14 protein-coding genes, 2 rRNA genes and 1 pseudogene are annotated in these 16,438 nt (G+C 59.2%); 10 read left to right on the top strand and 7 right to left on the bottom strand.

What is annotated here, in order from left to right; genetic code table 11:
- Positions 1-101: ribosomal RNA gene (gene rrf, locus AC1DKH_RS14710) — 5S ribosomal RNA — on the top strand; the annotation flags it as partial.
- A gap of 108 nt (positions 102-209) precedes the next feature.
- A 5S ribosomal RNA gene (rrf, locus tag AC1DKH_RS14705) occupies positions 210-325 on the top strand.
- Positions 326-430: 105 nt separating this feature from the next.
- On the opposite strand, the gene AC1DKH_RS14700 is transcribed toward rrf (AC1DKH_RS14705), so the two are convergent.
- The 5 genes from AC1DKH_RS14700 to AC1DKH_RS14680 form a co-directional block, all read right to left on the bottom strand.
- Complete coding sequence (locus AC1DKH_RS14700; protein WP_477798516.1) at positions 431-898, bottom strand: SRPBCC family protein; 468 nt, start codon at positions 896-898, stop codon at positions 431-433.
- Positions 899-921: 23 nt separating this feature from the next.
- Positions 922-4,332, bottom strand: a complete 3,411-nt coding sequence (locus tag AC1DKH_RS14695) for a non-ribosomal peptide synthetase (RefSeq protein ID WP_477798515.1) — start codon at positions 4,330-4,332, stop codon at positions 922-924.
- Positions 4,333-4,345: 13 nt separating this feature from the next.
- Complete coding sequence (locus AC1DKH_RS14690; protein ID WP_477798514.1) at positions 4,346-5,275, bottom strand: diiron oxygenase; 930 nt, start codon at positions 5,273-5,275, stop codon at positions 4,346-4,348.
- Positions 5,272-6,048: a DUF3050 domain-containing protein gene (locus AC1DKH_RS14685; protein ID WP_477755375.1), complete on the bottom strand. Its 777-nt coding sequence runs from the start codon at positions 6,046-6,048 to the stop codon at positions 5,272-5,274. The genes AC1DKH_RS14690 and AC1DKH_RS14685 overlap by 4 nt, the downstream gene beginning before the upstream one ends.
- Before the next feature lie 729 nt (positions 6,049-6,777).
- The gene (locus AC1DKH_RS14680; protein ID WP_477755374.1) at positions 6,778-7,488 is read right to left on the bottom strand and encodes a GntR family transcriptional regulator; all 711 of its coding nucleotides are present in this window, start codon (positions 7,486-7,488) and stop codon (positions 6,778-6,780) included.
- 195 nt (positions 7,489-7,683) lie between these two features.
- Here AC1DKH_RS14680 and lapG point away from each other — a divergent pair, with 195 nt between their 5' ends.
- Both lapG and lapD read left to right on the top strand, forming a co-directional pair.
- The gene (lapG, locus tag AC1DKH_RS14675) at positions 7,684-8,376 is read left to right on the top strand and encodes a cysteine protease LapG (protein ID WP_477755373.1); all 693 of its coding nucleotides are present in this window, start codon (positions 7,684-7,686) and stop codon (positions 8,374-8,376) included.
- Between the two features lie 14 nt (positions 8,377-8,390).
- Positions 8,391-10,337, top strand: a complete 1,947-nt coding sequence (lapD, locus tag AC1DKH_RS14670; RefSeq protein WP_477798513.1) for a cyclic di-GMP receptor LapD — start codon at positions 8,391-8,393, stop codon at positions 10,335-10,337.
- Between the two features lie 56 nt (positions 10,338-10,393).
- Here lapD and AC1DKH_RS14665 read toward each other — a convergent pair whose 3' ends face one another.
- Positions 10,394-10,732: a tryptophan synthase subunit beta gene (locus AC1DKH_RS14665; protein ID WP_477757220.1), complete on the bottom strand. Its 339-nt coding sequence runs from the start codon at positions 10,730-10,732 to the stop codon at positions 10,394-10,396.
- Positions 10,635-10,931, bottom strand: coding sequence for a hypothetical protein (locus AC1DKH_RS14660; protein ID WP_477759886.1), 297 nt, complete (start codon positions 10,929-10,931; stop codon positions 10,635-10,637). Before AC1DKH_RS14660 ends, AC1DKH_RS14665 begins: the two co-directional genes overlap by 98 nt.
- Here AC1DKH_RS14660 and AC1DKH_RS14655 point away from each other — a divergent pair.
- The 6 genes and pseudogenes from AC1DKH_RS14655 to AC1DKH_RS14630 all read left to right on the top strand — a co-directional run.
- Positions 10,890-11,246: pseudogene (locus AC1DKH_RS14655) on the top strand (HlyD family type I secretion periplasmic adaptor subunit); the annotation flags it as partial. The gene AC1DKH_RS14660 and the pseudogene AC1DKH_RS14655 sit on opposite strands and share 42 nt — an antisense overlap.
- Before the next feature lie 506 nt (positions 11,247-11,752).
- A complete protein-coding gene (locus AC1DKH_RS14650) occupies positions 11,753-12,640 on the top strand; it encodes a TauD/TfdA dioxygenase family protein (RefSeq protein WP_477763718.1) in 888 nt (295 codons plus the stop codon).
- An 18-nt stretch (positions 12,641-12,658) separates the two neighbouring features.
- Entirely contained in the window at positions 12,659-13,684 is a 1,026-nt protein-coding gene (locus tag AC1DKH_RS14645; RefSeq protein WP_008003470.1) for an ABC transporter substrate-binding protein, read from the top strand.
- A 5-nt stretch (positions 13,685-13,689) separates the two neighbouring features.
- A complete protein-coding gene (locus AC1DKH_RS14640) occupies positions 13,690-14,550 on the top strand; it encodes an ABC transporter ATP-binding protein (RefSeq protein WP_477798512.1) in 861 nt (286 codons plus the stop codon).
- 21 nt (positions 14,551-14,571) lie between these two features.
- Positions 14,572-15,438, top strand: coding sequence for an ABC transporter permease (locus AC1DKH_RS14635; protein ID WP_477798511.1), 867 nt, complete (start codon positions 14,572-14,574; stop codon positions 15,436-15,438).
- Positions 15,439-15,490: 52 nt separating this feature from the next.
- Positions 15,491-16,411, top strand: coding sequence for a LysR family transcriptional regulator (locus AC1DKH_RS14630; protein ID WP_477798510.1), 921 nt, complete (start codon positions 15,491-15,493; stop codon positions 16,409-16,411).
- The last annotated feature ends 27 nt before the right edge of the window (positions 16,412-16,438 follow it).

Raw genomic sequence — 16,438 nt, 5'->3', positions numbered from 1 at the left:
GCATTGGAACCACCTGATCCCATCCCGAACTCAGCAGTGAAACGATGCATCGCCGATGGTAGTGTGGGGTTTCCCCATGTGAGAGTAGGTCATCGTCAAGATTAAATTCCGAAACCCCTATCTGCGCATGCAGGTAGGGGTTTTGTTTTAGTAGAAGTCACCAATTTTCACTGGCGCGTTGATGTTCTAACGAGCTGGTCACAGAATTTCTTGACGACCATAGAGCATTGGAACCACCTGATCCCATCCCGAACTCAGCAGTGAAACGATGCATCGCCGATGGTAGTGTGGGGTTTCCCCATGTGAGAGTAGGTCATCGTCAAGATTGAATTCCGAAACCCCTGTCTGCTAACGCAGACAGGGGTTTCGTCGTTTCAGGGGTACTGAAAAGCCCGTTGCGGAGCCTCTCCACAACGGGCTTTTTCACGTCTTACGCAAACAGTTTCAGTACATTGTTCATCGCATCATCGGCAAAACTCTGTACGAAATCCTTGAATGCCGGCAGCACCTCGGTGCCACCCTGTGCCGGGTCGGCGATGATGGTCCAGGTGGCTCGGGACTTGCCCGCATTCAGTGGTTCAACGCTCATCGCTGCCCACAGATTGGCCACACCCAGGGTGTTGTAGAGGGTGGTCCAGGTCATGTGCCGTGCCTGGTCGTCCCGAGAGTTGAGTTGTTCGACCACCAGGTTGCCGTCCTTGAAAAATTTTTTACGTAGCGATGACACCCCATCACCGGTCATTTCGATGTGCGACAGTGCCGGGATGAAGCGATCGAAGCGGGCAAAGTTACCGACTACGGCCCATACCTGCGCAGCGTCGGCGGGAACGTCCACCGAGGACACCACGTGGCAGCCTTGAGGGTTTTTGATCAGGGTATCGGGTTGCAGAGTACTCATGGTTTTGCTCCGTTGGGGTTGAGTCAGATGAAGTTGATTTCTTTGAGGTAGTCGCAGCCGCGACGCAGCAGCGCCGGGGACTTTTGCGGGTAGTGCGCACCCATCAGCCGAACGCCGGCCTGGGCGTTGTCGTGCCCGATCATCGAGATGTCGCCGATGTCCTCCTCAAAGCCGTTGAGGTAGAACCCCAGCACGCCGAACAACGCGTTGTCGCTGTCGACCCGACCCAGTTGCTGTTGCCAGTCGGCGACGCTGACCATCGCGAACTCACGCCCTGCCTCGCGAAAGGACGCCACGTAGTTGTCCCAGCTCAGGGGCTCGGGGTTGTGCAGGTTGAACACAGCCTGTTCCGGTTGATAACGACTGGCGTGGAAGGCGATGAATCGGGCGAGAAAGTCCACCGGCATCAGGTCGAAGTTCAAGGCGAATTCCGGCACCTGGCCAAGCTGGATCGAGCCCTTGAGCATCAGCATCAGGCGGTTCTTGTGCGGCTGGCACACACCCGTGAGGCTGTTGAAGCTGATGTTGCCGGGACGGTAGAGATTGACCCGAACCCCAAGCCCCCGCGCCCGTTCGAGGATTCGCTCGCCGACCCATTTGGACAGGTTGTAGCCGTTCTTGATGTAGATGGGTGGTGTCGGGGCGGCTGGCAACTCAAGCACTCGGCCTTCGGCGGATATCGTGCTGGAGGCTGAGAGCGTCGAGACGAAATTGAAGATTTTTTTGCTGCGCCCTTCGCACAGGCGCAAACATTCGAAAATCGGCTCGACGTTGTCCCGCGCCAGCGACTCGTAATCGAGGACGTGATTGACGTTGGCCGCGTTGTGCACCAGTGCGCCAAATTCTCGATCCAGTCGCTGGTAAGCCTCGGGCGCCAAACCGAGTTGCGGCCGCGTTATGTCCGCCGCGTAAACCCTCACCCGGCTCATCTCCAGATGCTCCAGACGGTTCTCCCGCAGCGCCTGGGCAAAGCGTTCGTCCGCCGATTGCCCATTGCCGTCACGAACCAGGCATGCGACTTCGCTGGCCCCCCAGGCCAGCAACGCCTCGACGATATGTACACCGACAAAACTGTTGGCGCCGGTGACGATCACCTTGTGCACATCGCCCATGCGGCTGATGGGCAACGGCTGAATATCCAGTTCGCGGAAGGCATCGCGCAGGGCCTGTTCGCTCAGTACCTCTTCACTGCCGGAGCCGCGCACCAGAGTCGCCAGTTTGGTGATGGTGGGCAGTTCGATAAAGCGGTTGATCGATATGCTGCGCCCGAATTCTTCGCGCAGTCGCAGGAGCATGCGTGACAGCAGGATCGAGTGCCCGCCCAGATTGAAGAAGCTTTCGTCGGTGGAAATGTCGCTCGCCGGCAGCTCCAGCAACTTGGCCCAGATGTCCAGCAGCAGGGCCTCATCGGCGTTGACGGGCAGGCGCCGTGAAGGGTTATCGGTGACGCTCACGGGCAGATCCAGCAACGCCTTGCGGTCGACCTTGCCATTGCTGGCGTAAGGCATGCTTGTCAGCTCGGTCCATGCAACGGGGTGCATGTAGTCCGGCAGGTGCTGTGTCGCGTGGGCCTTCAACGCTTGGCGAGCGGTGCCGGGGAGGTCTTCCTGAGGTTGGGCAAGGAAGGCCAGAATCCGTCGCTGGCTATCGATGACCACGACAACCTGGCGGTACAGCTGGCTGTCGCGCAGACAGCGCTCAATCTCTTCCGGCTCGACCCTGAAGCCGCGAATCTTCACCTGATTATCACGCCGACCGCAGAGTTCGATCCCATCAGCCGTCCACTTCGCCATGTCCCCGGTGCGATAGACGCGCAGGGTCCGGCCGTCAGGCAAGTTCAGGTCCAGATAGCGCTCGGCGGTTTGCTGCGGGTTGTTCAGGTAACCCAGGCACACACCCGGGCCGGCGATGTACAACTCACCGACGGTCTGTTCGGCCACCGGTTGAAAGTCATCATCGAGAATCAACACCTGGCTGTTGGCGATCGGCGCACCCAGCGAGCGGTTGTTGTCGCCCGCCTGGAGCCGCCGCGCGGTAATCAGCACCGTGGCTTCGGTCGGCCCGTAGAGGTTGTAGAGCTTGCCCTGACGGCTCAGTTGCTCGATGACCCACGGCTCGCAGACATCGCCGCCGGTCATCACATGATCCAGGCACTGCAACTGCTCCAGTGGCAGGATGCTCAATAAGGCGGGCGGTAAAAAGGCGTGGGTCAGTTGTCGATGACGAATCAGTTCCACAAGTTGCAGCGGATCGCGGCGTTGGTCATCACCGGGCACGATCAGCTCGGCGCCTTGTAACAAGGTCGGGAAGATGTCGATCAGCGATGAGTCGAAACTCAACGAAGAAAATTGCAACACCCGGCTCTGTCCGGTCAACTGCATATAGTCGGCGTACCAGTGGGTGAAGTGCGCGAGGTTGGCCTGGCTGAGCAGCACGCCCTTCGGATGGCCGGTGGTGCCCGAGGTGTAGAGCACCATGCAGGGTGCATTGAGGTCGGGGCGTTGGCGCATCAACGGTTGAGTGAGGTCTGCGTCATAGACGTCGATACTGCTGATGTCCAGCCCTGGCATCTCGCTCGCCAAGGGATGCTCGCCGTCATGCAGGAACAACACCGCGCCGGCGTTCGACAGGATGTACTGCTGACGCTGCATCGGATGGCTCGGCTCCAGCGGCAAGTACACCGCGCCACTGCCCAGGATCGCCAGGATTCCCGCATACAGCGCACTGCATTTGGGCAGGCAGATTCCGATGACTACCGGGCCTTGATGCTGATCCAGCAGCGGTCGCAAACGTTGCTCGATGGCGCGGCTATGGGCGTGTAGCTGGCGATACTCGAGGGTATTGCCAGCGATGCTCAAGGCCGGGTGGTCGGCGCTCTGGATGAATTGTTGTTCCAGCCTTTCGATCATCGGCGTTTTCGCCAGTTGCTGCAGCCGTGGGTCGGCGGTGCCATTGAGGCGATGCACGAACGCAAGGCTGTCCAGGAACCGCAGGCTCTCGATGCGCTCGAAGCGGGCGGGTACGGCTGGTACGGCATGTCGAAAATAGTCGGCATCGCGCGAGTAACGGCTGACCAGCAGCGCCACGTGGTCAACCAGTGCTGTCATGGCCTGCATACGCAAAACCTGACCGTTACCCGACGGTTCATCGGCAATGGGTACACGGGTCAGCAGCGTTGAGCCGTGGCAGCACAACACGTCCAGCGATGGCAGACCGGAGGCCTGTGGCAGGCCGAGACCCAATTGCAATGTCAGTCGTTGCGCATCCCCGATGTACTGAAACGGTGTGCCATCGTCGATCAGCAGATCAGCCTGTCCAGGCATATCGTCGAGCGCGCAGATCCGCGTCAGTGAGTGACCGTGTTGTTCGAGTTCCAGCGCCAGGTCGGTCAGGGCCTGGCTTTTTCCGGTGAACAAAATGTCGAGACGTCTCATGATGGGCTCCTCGTCAAACCAGATAGTCGCTGAGGGCGGTTTGTACGCACGGCGAATCGAGCAGCGAACTGCTGTGGAAGAACCGCACAATGTTGGCCACCAGCGGGTGATGGCGATTGATCGGGAAGGCCATTGCCGACACTTCGCTCTTGAGTGCGTGACGCGCCGCGTCGTTGATCTGCAGTGCGTCGATCAATCGGAAGTCGAAGGATTTCTGGATGTCGTTGGTCAGGTAATGGCCAATGAATACCGGCAGGATCTGCGCGATGTACTGGCGGTCATCTGCACTTGCGGTATGCCAGTAGATGCGTACCAGTCGCGCCCAAAAACCGGAGTGACGGCCCTCGTCCAGCAGGTGATCGGCCATCAGGCCCTTGATCGATTGCTTGACCGTGTCGTCCTTGGCGAACGCAGCGACATCACCGGTCACGGTGTTTTCGGCGATGGCCACGCAGATCAGCTCTACAGCGCTGCGCAGGTGCTCCGGTGCTAGCGCCACGGCCGCCGGTATCGCCCGGTTCAGCTCGATCTCATCCGGCAATTCAATGGGGGGGATGCCGGTCAACGCGATGGTCTGTTGCATGAAATCCATCGCCACCAGTGCGTGGTAATCCTCGTCCACCACGACCGTCATGGCGTCGTAGCGGCAGGCGAACGGGAACTCGAACGCGAAGCGATTCTTGGCGATGCTGCGGGCGGTTTTGTCGACGATCTCGGTTTCGAAAATCACCACATCGTTGATGAACTTGTAGAGCGTCTGCACCAGGGCGAAGTCGCGCTGTTCCGGGCATTCGCGCAGAAAGGTTTCGCTCAGCACCAGCGGTTGGCGGCTCAAGGGGTAGATCAGTTTGTCGTCGTTCTCCAGAACGCGGCGCGGGCGAGTGCGGATGGTCGCGCGACTTTCCCAGGCGTCGGCGAAGGATTGGTAGTCGGCGGCGTTCATGCGCTTACCTCCGTGACGGATTCGTTCATGCTCAGGCGCAACCCGTCCCACAGGGCGATACGACTTTCCACGGCAGCGATGGCGCTGGCGTACACGTCTTCCTGCCGTTGCGGGTCGCTATCGACCAATCGCGACAGGAGCTTTTCCGCTGCCGGGCCGTGGTCCTCGGAGTCGACCTCAATGTGCCGTTCAAGGTAGTAACGGAAGGTCGGCGCCTGCTCGATGCCGATGCCCCAATCGTCGAGGATGCGCTGGAACATCCGCGGGATAACGCTCTCGCGACCGTGCAGAAATGCCGCCGCCACACTGTGACCCGGCGCATGCAGGGCTGTGTGTAGCGTATGGCGAACGAAATTTGCGGCCGCCGGATCGACGTTGACGCTCTGCAAGGCCACGTCGTAGCTCACGCCTTCTTGCTGCAGGGTCACGAAGCGTTCGATGGCAACGGTGCAGGCGCCGACTTCGCGCATTGCATCCAGGTACAACTCGAAGTGGCTGTAATGACCTTGGGCCGGGCGGTCATCCGACTCCTCACCCAGCACGATCTCGTTGATCAACCGCGCTGCCTGGGGATCCTGTGGCGGCAACCAGGGCAGTTGCACGCAAGTCAGCTCCTGTTGCAGGCGCTTGGTCAGCGACATGAAGTCCCATACGGCAAACACGTGGGTTTCCATGAAGCGTCGCAGGACCGCAAGCGAATGTATTTCAGAGAAAATCGGATGTTCGCTAAGTTCGGATTTTTTTTGAAGCAGACGTTCTTTAGTTGGTTTCATGGATGAGCCTGTAAGTGATCTGAGGTGAGAAGTAATCAAGCACTGAAGTTCGCTGGAAGTTTTCTCCTGGCGAACGGGTACCTCAAACGAATTGATCTTTTTCAGTGCTATAGATGCCGAGTAACCAAGGCGTTGCTGTCACTTGTGGCTGGCGGCGAAGAAAAACTAATACACATATAAAGTGTTGATCAAGTTGTTTTGCTATTATTTTAATATTCAACTTTTTGAAAGATGATAAGTTCCAATAAAACTTTTTATATTTGTTTTATTTGGGCGTAGTTACTCCTTCCAACCTATATAAGTCAGAATTGAATAAAGAGTGAATGCCTCACTCGAAGTAACTTTTTATCGGGCGTCGTTGGGGGTGTCTGAGGGGGTGGAAGCAGGTCGCGAGTGATGCCGATCCTTCCGTTCCCGTAATGAGGCTCCTTCCTTCGCTTCTTGGGGCGGGGGCTACGCCATTCGCACGGCGAGTCCCCCGTTTTATTTTGTCTTGGTTACCCAGAGTGGGCGCAAATCAAGGCGGCCGCCATTACTGAGGCATCACGCAATCGTTGCGATGGTCAGGTTTGAAGGTGGCAAGGCATTGGGTTGCGGTATGGCGTCGCGAGGGTGGTGTGGTATGAGCACAGGGGGTTTGTAATCAAATTATTCGCATGCACATTCGGAGGAATGTGCGGCAAGCGAGGCGAACCTTTCGGTGTGCCTCCCCGGGCTTGCCGCTGCAGGTTACTTCGACGTGTTTTTGGTCTGTACTTCAGGGCTGTCGAGGTAGCGCGTAATGACCTCGACCCCTCGGTTCAGGTGATGTTCGAGCAGTTTCATCGAGCGTTCGACGTCCCGGTCTTCGGCGGCCCGCAACAGTGCCCGGTGGTCGTCCTGGGACAATTTGCCCAGGCCCATGGCTTCCAGGTTGAAACGCAGGAACCGCTCTTCTTCGATCAGGCCGTCTTCGACCAGTTTCAACAGCCGGCGATTGGGCGCCCGGCTGTAAAGCGCCATGTGGAACAGGCGATTGAGCCGTCCGATTTCGGTGTAGTCGTTTTGCGTTTCGAGTTCGTCGATGTAACGGGCAGCCTGTTCGAGATCTCTGTCCTGGAGCAGTGGCACCGAGAGACGCAGGGCTTCGGATTCCAGCAGGATGCGCAGCGCGTAGGTTTCCACGGCGTCGCCCTGGACCAGCGGCGCGACCACGGCGCCCTTGTGGGCAATCACGTTGAGCAACGATTGAGCTTCGAGCTGGCGCAAGGCTTCGCGTACGGGCATGCGGCTGACGCCGAACAGGTCGGCGAGGTCTTGCTGGCGCAGGGCCGCACCGCAAGGAATGCGCCCGTCGAGTATGGCTGCGCGCAGGGTTTCTTCGATCACCGAGCGTGCCATATGAGCGGGAATCGGCCCGTTGACCTTGATACTGCTGAGAGGGTTGGGCTTTTGTGTCACTAAACGCACCCTGATTGATGGAATTTTTTGGATCCAAGCGACACTAGTAATTGACTGACGGCTTGTCAAACAAGTTCACGAGTGCCTTTCTTGCAGTTTAGCGCGCCGCCAGTGATTGCACTGTGCCATTGTCTTTTTCCGGTCTAACCTGCACCATTCAAATGACTCCCTCCTGCCTATCCAGGATGCCTCGCATTGGCGGCAAGTTTAACGATCCCGCGGATTTTACGCTGGCTGTGCAGCGCATTGCTGCTGGCTGGCGTGATGCTGGGCAGCTTGAGCGCCGATTGGGACTTTTCCCTGATCAGCCGGCGGGCGCAGGCATTGTACGGACCTTTGGGAGAAGGTCAGCAGCGCATTAATGATTGGCAACACTTGTTGGCCAGCCAGAAGCAGATCGGCGAGTTGGAACAACTCAATGTGGTCAATCGCTTCTTCAATAAACAACTGCGATACGTCGAAGACATCGACCTGTGGCACGAAGTCGATTACTGGGAAACCCCGATCGAAGCCCTTTGGAAAGGCGCCGGAGACTGTGAAGACTACGCGATTGCCAAGTACTTTAGCCTGCGTCACCTCGGTGTAGCCAGTGAAAAGCTGCGCATTACCTATGTCAAGGCACTGACCCGGAATCGCGCGCACATGGTGCTGACCTACTACTCAAGTCCGGAAGCAGAGCCCCTGGTGCTCGACAGCCTGATTGATGCAATCAAGCCGGCCAGCCAGCGAAAGGATTTGCTGCCGGTCTACTCTTTCAATGCGGAAGGGGTGTGGCTGCCGGACGCCAAGGGCAATAAAAAGGTCGGCGATACCAAACGCCTTTCGCGTTGGCAGGATCTGCTGAAAAAGATGCAGGCCGAAGGATTCCCGGTCGAGACGACCAACTAGGAGCACACGCTCAGATGTCTTTGTTCAAACAGCTGTTGATTGCTATCTGTCTGTTCCTGGTGGTCGCCTTCACCGGCAGTTTCATGGTCAGTCTGGAGAGCTCGCGCACTCAGTACGTCAACCAGTTGCGCTCCCATGCCCAGGACGCCGCGACGGCGCTGGCACTTTCCCTGACACCGAATATCGACGACCCGGCGATGGTCGAGTTGCTGGTCAGCTCGATTTTCGACAGCGGTTACTACGCGAGCATCCGCGTGGTCGATCTCAAGACCGACCAGACCCTGGTTGAGCGCACGGGTATCCCGGCGGTGAACAACGTTCCGGACTGGTTCGTCAAACTGATCGGCCTGGAACCCGCCGGTGGTGACGCGATCGTCAGCCGCGGCTGGGAGCAGGCTGCCCGGGTCGAGGTGGTCAGCCACCCGATGTTTGCGCTGGCCAAGTTGTGGCAAAGCGCTTTGGGCAGCCTGGGCTGGTTGCTGCTATGTGGCGCGGTCAGTGCGGTACTCGGCGCGCTGTTGCTGCGTCAGCAATTGAGGCCACTGGATTACATGGTCCAACAATCCCACGCCATCGCCCGGCGGGAATTCCTCAGCCTGCCGGAACTGCCGCGCACCCCCGAACTTCGCCGGGTCGTGCAGGCCATGAACCAGATGGTCGAGAAGCTCAAGGCGCTGTTCCAGGAGCAGGCCGAGCGCAGTGAAAAACTACGGGTCGAGTCCTATCAGGACTCATTGACCGGGTTGGCGAACCGGCGTTATTTCGAGATGCAACTGAATGCGCGGGTGAGCAACCCGGAGCAGGCCAGTTCGGGTTACCTGCTGCTGTTGCGGGTCAAGGATCTGGCCGGTCTCAACCAGCGCCTCGGCGGCCAGCGCACCGATGAAGTGCTCAAGGCCGTCGGTGAGCAACTGTCTCGCGAGTGCGCCAAATATCCGGAAACCCAGAACCTGGTGACCCGTATCCGCGGTGGCGAATTTGCCGTGCTTGCGCCGGGGCTGGTACGTGAAGAGGCGCTGCAACTGGCACAGAACCTCGATAGTGCCTTGGCCAGTCTGCACGCTACCGGCGCCACCGATGTGGCTGCCGTGGCGTCTATCGGCCTGGCGCCTTTTGCTCACGGCGACTCGCCGCAAGCCGTGCTCAGCCTCGGCGATCAGGCGCTGGCGCAGGCCGAAGGTCAGGGCGAGCAGAACTGGGCCTGTATCGAACACAGCCTCTCGGCCAGTGTCGGCGACGATCACCACGCCTGGCATCGCATGCTCGACCAGGCGCTGACTCAGCAACGTTTCGAGCTGTATTTCCAACCGGTAGTGGCCGCCCAGGACACGCAACTGGTACTGCATCACAAAGTACTGTCGCGACTGCTCGACGAACACGGCCAGACCATCCCCGCCGGGCATTTTCTGCCATGGCTGGAGCGCTTCGGCTGGACTGCGCGTCTGGATCGGCTGATGCTCGAACGGGTATTGGAGCAAATGAGCGAGCATGAGGAGTCTCTGGCGCTGAATCTGTCGTCGGCGACCCTGGGCGACCCGCAGGCGCAAAACAAAATCTTCGAGATACTGCGTGCGCATTCCAACCTGGGCCCGCGCCTGACCCTGGAGATTGGCGAAGAGCAGCTGCCTGACCAGGCGGTGCTCGAGCAGTTGACCCGGCGCCTGCGCGAACTCGGCTTCTCCCTGAGCCTGCAACGTTTTGGTGGCCGCTTCAGCATGATCGGCAACCTGGCACGGCTGGGGCTGGCGTACCTGAAGATCGATGGCAGCTACATTCGGTCGATTGATCTGGAGAGCGACAAACGCCTATTCATCGAGGCGATCCAGCGAGCGGCGCACAGCATTGATTTGCCGCTGATTGCCGAGCGGGTCGAGACTGAAGGCGAGTTGTCGGTGATTCGCGAGATGGGGCTGTACGGTGTGCAGGGCCAGTTGTTCGGCGAGCCCAGGCCCTGGAAGTAACTCTTTAGAGCTGGGTTGCCCGCGATGAGGTTGGAACAGTCACTGAAGATCAATGATCAGATCAACCCGGTCTCTTCATCATCGATCAATTGGCTCAAGCCACCCAAGGCTTCACGGGCCTGGTTACGGTCCATGAGCTTGGCCTGGGCCGCCGTTGGCAGGTCGGTGACGCGGATCACGCCTTTCTGGGTCAGCACCTGAATCAAGTCATCGAGTACCCGGATCATCTCCAGGTCACTTTGCTTGAGCTGCTTGAGGCTGTTCTCCACCGCCGCGTTGGCAAACCAGGTCTGGATTTCATGATGGTCGGCCGGCAGCGTTTCCGTGGCCTCGGCGTAGGCGGCGGGTTCCACGCGTACCAACAGACCCTGCGCATCGCGTTGCACGTAAAACATTGAGCACCCCTCGGATTTGAGCCAGCGTCATGCTGTCAGCAGCATAGGTCAACTGCACGCCAGTATGTGGCGCGGTGACGAAATCGTCACCGGGCAGTGGATGCAAACGTGACGGCCACCCCATCAGCGTGTCGTTGCCAGTGCCGCCGAGCAGGATGTCATTGCCCGCACCTCCAAGCAGACGCAGTATCGCCAGCAATTGGGCTTCCAGCGTCAGGAAATCAGCAGGTCCGAGCCGTTGGTGGCCCAGGGCGCGGTATCGCCGGTGGAAGTCCTGCGGCTAAGGCGTGCCGAAGCGCAGACCCATGGTCAGCTCGACGCCACCACCCTGGCGATTCCGCGAGCCGAATCGGCAATCAAGGAAATGCAGCGCAAGGTCGATGAAACCCGTGGCAAATTCCGTAGCGAAGCCCTGACCCAACTCAACGAAGCACGCACCGAGCTGAACAAGGCCCAGGCCACCGGCAAGGCCTGGGAAGACCGGGTCAGCCGGACGCTGGTCACTTCGCCGGTCTGCAAACCGTACTACCAGAGCTATCTGACCAGAGGCCTAAAAGGCACTCAAGCCTTGGTTATCCTGGCACGCAAGCTGGCCAGAGTGATGTTCGCGCTGATGAAAAACCAAAGTGAATACAGGCCAGATTCTATGCTTGGGGTTCCCCCCAAACATAGAATCTCCCACATTGGATTTTTGCTGGAGCACAATCTTGTGCCCAACGGAGAACCCCTGTGGTAGCGAGCTTGCTCCGGGCGGCGTTCCGACGATGGCGTCAGTGGAAACACTCAATCCACATCAATAAGTGACATAAAACGTCACTCATCATCCCCGACCATTCCTGATCAATCGCCATATCGTTATTCATTAACGGTATTTAAATTTCAGTTCTTATATCTATAAAGTCAATCTCCTGCGTACCTGCCGATCAATCGGCGCGCCGCACGACACGAACCAACACGGGATCTCCGTGAGTTTCTGATCGACGCGCGCGCCTTTGAGCGTGCCGTGCGTGGGAGTGATTTATGTCTGCAGCTTCAGCTTCGCCAAGCATCGCGCCACAGTTCTTTGAAATCCGCCCGTTCAGCGGTGCGGTGGGGGCCGAAATCATCGGCCTCGACCTGTCCCGTCCGATCAATGATCAGGACTTCGCACGCATTCACCGCGCGCATCTGGACCATCATGTGGTGGTGTTCCGCGACCAGCGCATCACCCCCGAACAGCACATCGACTTCAGCCATCGTTTTGGTGTGTTGCAGATTCACGTGCTCAAGCAGTTCCTGCTGGCAGGGCATCCGGAAATCCTCATCGTTTCCAACATCGTCGAGAACGGCCAGAACATCGGCCTGGGCGACGCCGGCAAGTTCTGGCATTCAGATCTCTCCTACAAAGAACTGCCGAGCCTTGGCTCGATGCTGCATGCCCAAGAGCTGCCAGCGGAGGGCGGCGACACGCTGTTCGCCGATATGCACAAAGCCTGGGACAGCCTGCCCGACGCGCTGCGCAAAGCGGTGGAAGGTCGATCGGCGGCACATTCCTACACGGCGCGTTACAGCGAGACCAAATTCGAAGGCAACTGGCGCCCGACCCTGACCCCGGAGCAACTCGCCCAGGTCGCCGAAGTGGTGCATCCGGTGGTGCGCACCCACCCGGAAAACGGTCGCAAGGCGTTGTTCGTCAGCGAAGGGTTCACCACCCGTATCGTTGGTCTGCCGGAGGACGAGAGCCAGCAACTTCTGACCGAGCTATATGCCCACAGCGTGCTGCCGCAAAACATCTATCGCCATCAATGGCAGGCCCATGACCTGGTGTTCTGGGACAACCGTTCGCTGATCCACCTCGCTGCTGGATGCCCCAGCCATCTGCGCCGCAAGCTGTATCGCACCACCATCCAGGGCGACACGCCTTTCTGATTTGTCGGAGATTTGATCATGTCCAAACGTCTTCCATTCGCGCCGCTGGCCGCAGCCATCGGCCTGGGTTTCAGCCTGATCGCCGGCAGCCTGGTGGCGCCGACCGTGGCCCATGCCGAAGGTGAAATCCGCATCGCCGAACAGTTCGGCATCGTCTACCTGCTGCTCAATGTGGTGCGCGATCAGAACCTGATCGAGAAATACGGCAAGCAGGAAGGTATCGACATCAAGGTCGACTGGACCCAGCTCTCCGGCGGTGCAGCGGTCAACGATGCGTTGCTGTCGGGCTCGATCGACATTGCCGGCGCAGGCGTCGGCCCGCTGCTGACCATCTGGGACCGCACCCATGGCAAGCAGAACGTCAAGGCCGTGGCTTCCCTGGGCAACTTTCCGTACTACCTGGTGAGCAATAACCCCAAGGTTAAAACCATCGCTGACTTCACCGAGAAGGACCGCATCGCGGTGCCGGCGGTGGGCGTGTCGGTGCAGTCGCGCTTCCTGCAATACGCGGCGGCCAAACAGTGGGGTGACAAGGACTTCAATCGCCTCGACAAGTACACCATCGCCGTTCCACATCCTGATGCCACGGCTGCGCTGGTGGCCGGCGGCACCGAGCTGAGCGGGCACTTTTCCAACCCGCCATTCCAGGATCAGGAACTAGCCAATCCCAATGTGCACGTGGTGCTGAACACCTATGACTTGCTCGGTCCGAACTCGCCGACGGTGCTGTTCGCCACCGAGAAATTCCGCGACGAGAACCCGAAAACCTACAAGGCATTCATTGATGCGCTGACCGAAGCGGCCACGTTTGCCCAGAACGACAAAGGCGCGGCGGCCGACACTTACATCCGCGTTACCAAAGCCAAAATCGACCGCGCCGCGTTGCTGAAGATCATCGACAATCCGCAGTTCGAATTCAGCGTCACGCCGAAAAACACTTACCCGCTGGCGGAGTTCCTCTACCGCGTCGGCGCGATCAAAAACAAACCGGATTCATGGAAGGACTACTTCTTCCAGGACGCCAAGCCGCTGCAAGGGAGCTGACCGAAATGAACGCCCCTTTGCAAGGCCACACGGTCAGCAAACCGATCGCGGCAGCCCAGGCGCTGCTGTCGGTCGATAACGTCAGCCTCGAATACCGCACGCCGCAGCGGGTGGTGCGGGCGACCCATCAAGTCAGTTTCGAGATCGATCCGGCGGACCGCTTTGTCCTGCTCGGGCCGTCCGGCTGCGGCAAGTCGACATTGCTCAAAGCCGCCGCCGGATTCATCCAGCCCGTGGAAGGCGAGATCCGTCTGCAAGGCCAGCGCGTCGATGCGCCGGGACCGGACCGGATCGTGGTGTTCCAGGAGTTCGATCAACTGCCGCCGTGGAAAACCGTGAAACAGAACGTGATGTTCCCGCTGCTGGCCTCGAAAACCCTCAAGCGCAGGGAGGCTGAAGAGCGGGCGCTGCACTATCTGGAAAAGGTCGGCCTGGCGGCGTTTGCCGATGCTTATCCGCATACCCTGTCGGGCGGGATGAAGGCGCGGGTTGCTATTGCCCGGGCACTGGCGATGCAGCCGAAAATCCTCCTCATGGACGAACCCTTCGCCGCCCTCGATGCGCTGACCCGACGCAAGATGCAGGAAGAGTTGCTGCTGCTCTGGGAGGAAGTGCGTTTCACGCTGCTGTTCGTCACGCACTCTATCGAAGAGGCGCTGGTGGTGGGTAACCGCATTCTGTTGCTGTCACCCCATCCGGGCCGGGTGAGGGCGGAAGTCCACAGCCACCAATACGATTTGCACAGCCTTGGCGGTGTGGCGTTTCAGGAGTCGGCGCGACGTATTCACCGGCTGTTGTTCGACGAAGGTCCATCACCGCAAGCCGAGCATGAACTGGATTTCGCCGACATCCGCATCGCTTATTGAGCCAGTTGAGAGGAGGGCCCGATGAGCCATTTATCATCCCCGCGTGAAGAGTTCGAAACGGTTTTGCAGCCACTGACCAGCGTGCCGCTGGAGCGGGAGCTACCCCTAGGCCAAAGACTGTGGCAGCAAGGTTGGCTGCGTAAAAGCCTGATCCTGATTTTGCTCGCAGTGCTGTGGGAAGCTGTTGCCCGGTATCAAAACAACGACCTGCTACTGCCGAGTTTTGTGCAAACCGCACACGCCTTGTACGACGGCCTGCTCAGCGGTGAATTGCTGGGCAAGGTGTGGATATCACTGGTGGTGTTGCTCAAGGGGTACCTGATCGGCATCGTCCTGGCGTTTGCCCTGACGACGTTGGCGGTGTCGACACAATTCGGTCGAGATCTGCTCAGTACCCTGACCTCGATGTTCAACCCCTTGCCAGCCATCGCCCTGCTGCCGCTGGCGCTGCTGTGGTTTGGATTGGGCCAGAACAGCCTGATTTTCGTGCTGGTGCATTCGGTGCTCTGGGCACTGGCGCTGAACACTTACGCTGGCTTCCTCGGCGTCTCGGAAACCCTGCGCATGGCCGGGCGCAACTACGGCCTCAAGGGCATTCGCTTTGTGCTGTTCATTCTGATTCCGGCGGCGCTGCCGTCGATTCTCGCCGGGCTGAAAATCGGCTGGGCGTTTGCCTGGCGTACGTTGATTGCTGCTGAGTTGGTGTTTGGGGCTACCAGTGGCAAAGGTGGGTTGGGGTGGTACATCTTTCAGAATCGCAATGAGCTGTATACCGACAAGGTGTTTGCCGGGTTGGCGGTGGTGATTCTGATTGGGTTGCTGGTGGAGAATCTGGTGTTTGATTCGTTGGAGCGGGTGACGGTGAAACGGTGGGGGATGGTTCGGTGATGTTTGCTAGCATTGCGTCTGAGTCAACCCTGATCAGACACGAGTGCTCGCAATGCAATTGCCAGACATGAACCTGTTGGTCGCCCTCGACGCCTTGCTCGACGAGGGCAGTGTGGTGGGCGCCGCGCGGCGGATGAACCTGAGTCCGGCGGCCATGAGCCGGACGTTGACGCGCATCCGCGAAGCCATTGGCGATCCGATCCTGGTGCGCGCCGGTCGTGGCCTGGTGCCGACCCCCAAGGCGCTGGAATTGCGCGAGCAGGTGCGCAGTGTGGTGGAACAGGCCGGGTTGCTGTTTCGTTCGGCCGATGCGGTGGAGCTGAGTTCGCTGCGGCGGCGGTTCAGTATTCGCGCCAACGATTTTTTTGTCGGCGTCTACGGCGGCAAGCTGTTCGACACCCTTGACCGGCAGGCACCGCACTGCGAATTACGTTTCGTCCCGGAAGGCGATGGCGATGATGAGGCGTTGCGCGAAGGGCGGATCGATCTGAGCGTCAGCAACACCCGGCCGCTGACGCCGGAAGTGAAGATTCAGAACCTGTTTTCCACCCACTTCGTTGGCCTGGTGCGTGAGGATCATCCGCTGCTGGACGAAGAGATCACGGCAGAGCGCTATGCCGGTTATTCCCATATCAGCATGTCCCGGCGTGGCATTGCCAGAGGTCCGATCGATACCGCACTCAATGCCCTGGGGCTGGAGCGGCGGGTGGCGGTGATCGCGCCCAGCTTTCATGCGGCAATGTTTGCCTTGCCCGATTCCGACCTGATTCTGCCGGTGCCCAAGGAAGCCTTGCTAAGTGTGCGGCGGCTGGGGTTGAAACTGCGCTCGTTTGACCTGCCCATCCCGTTGCCGACCTTGATGCTGACCCAGGCCTGGCACCCACGCTTCGACAAGGATCCGGCACATCGCTGGTTGCGCGAAACGCTCAAGGCTTGTTGCGACGAAACCTGGCTGGCTGCGCAGCCGGACTGAGGTGAACGCAATTTCCCCCCTGTAGGA

Source organism: Pseudomonas sp. 05L36 (assembly GCF_056398125.1).
This window is presented reverse-complemented; position numbering and strand designations above follow the sequence as displayed.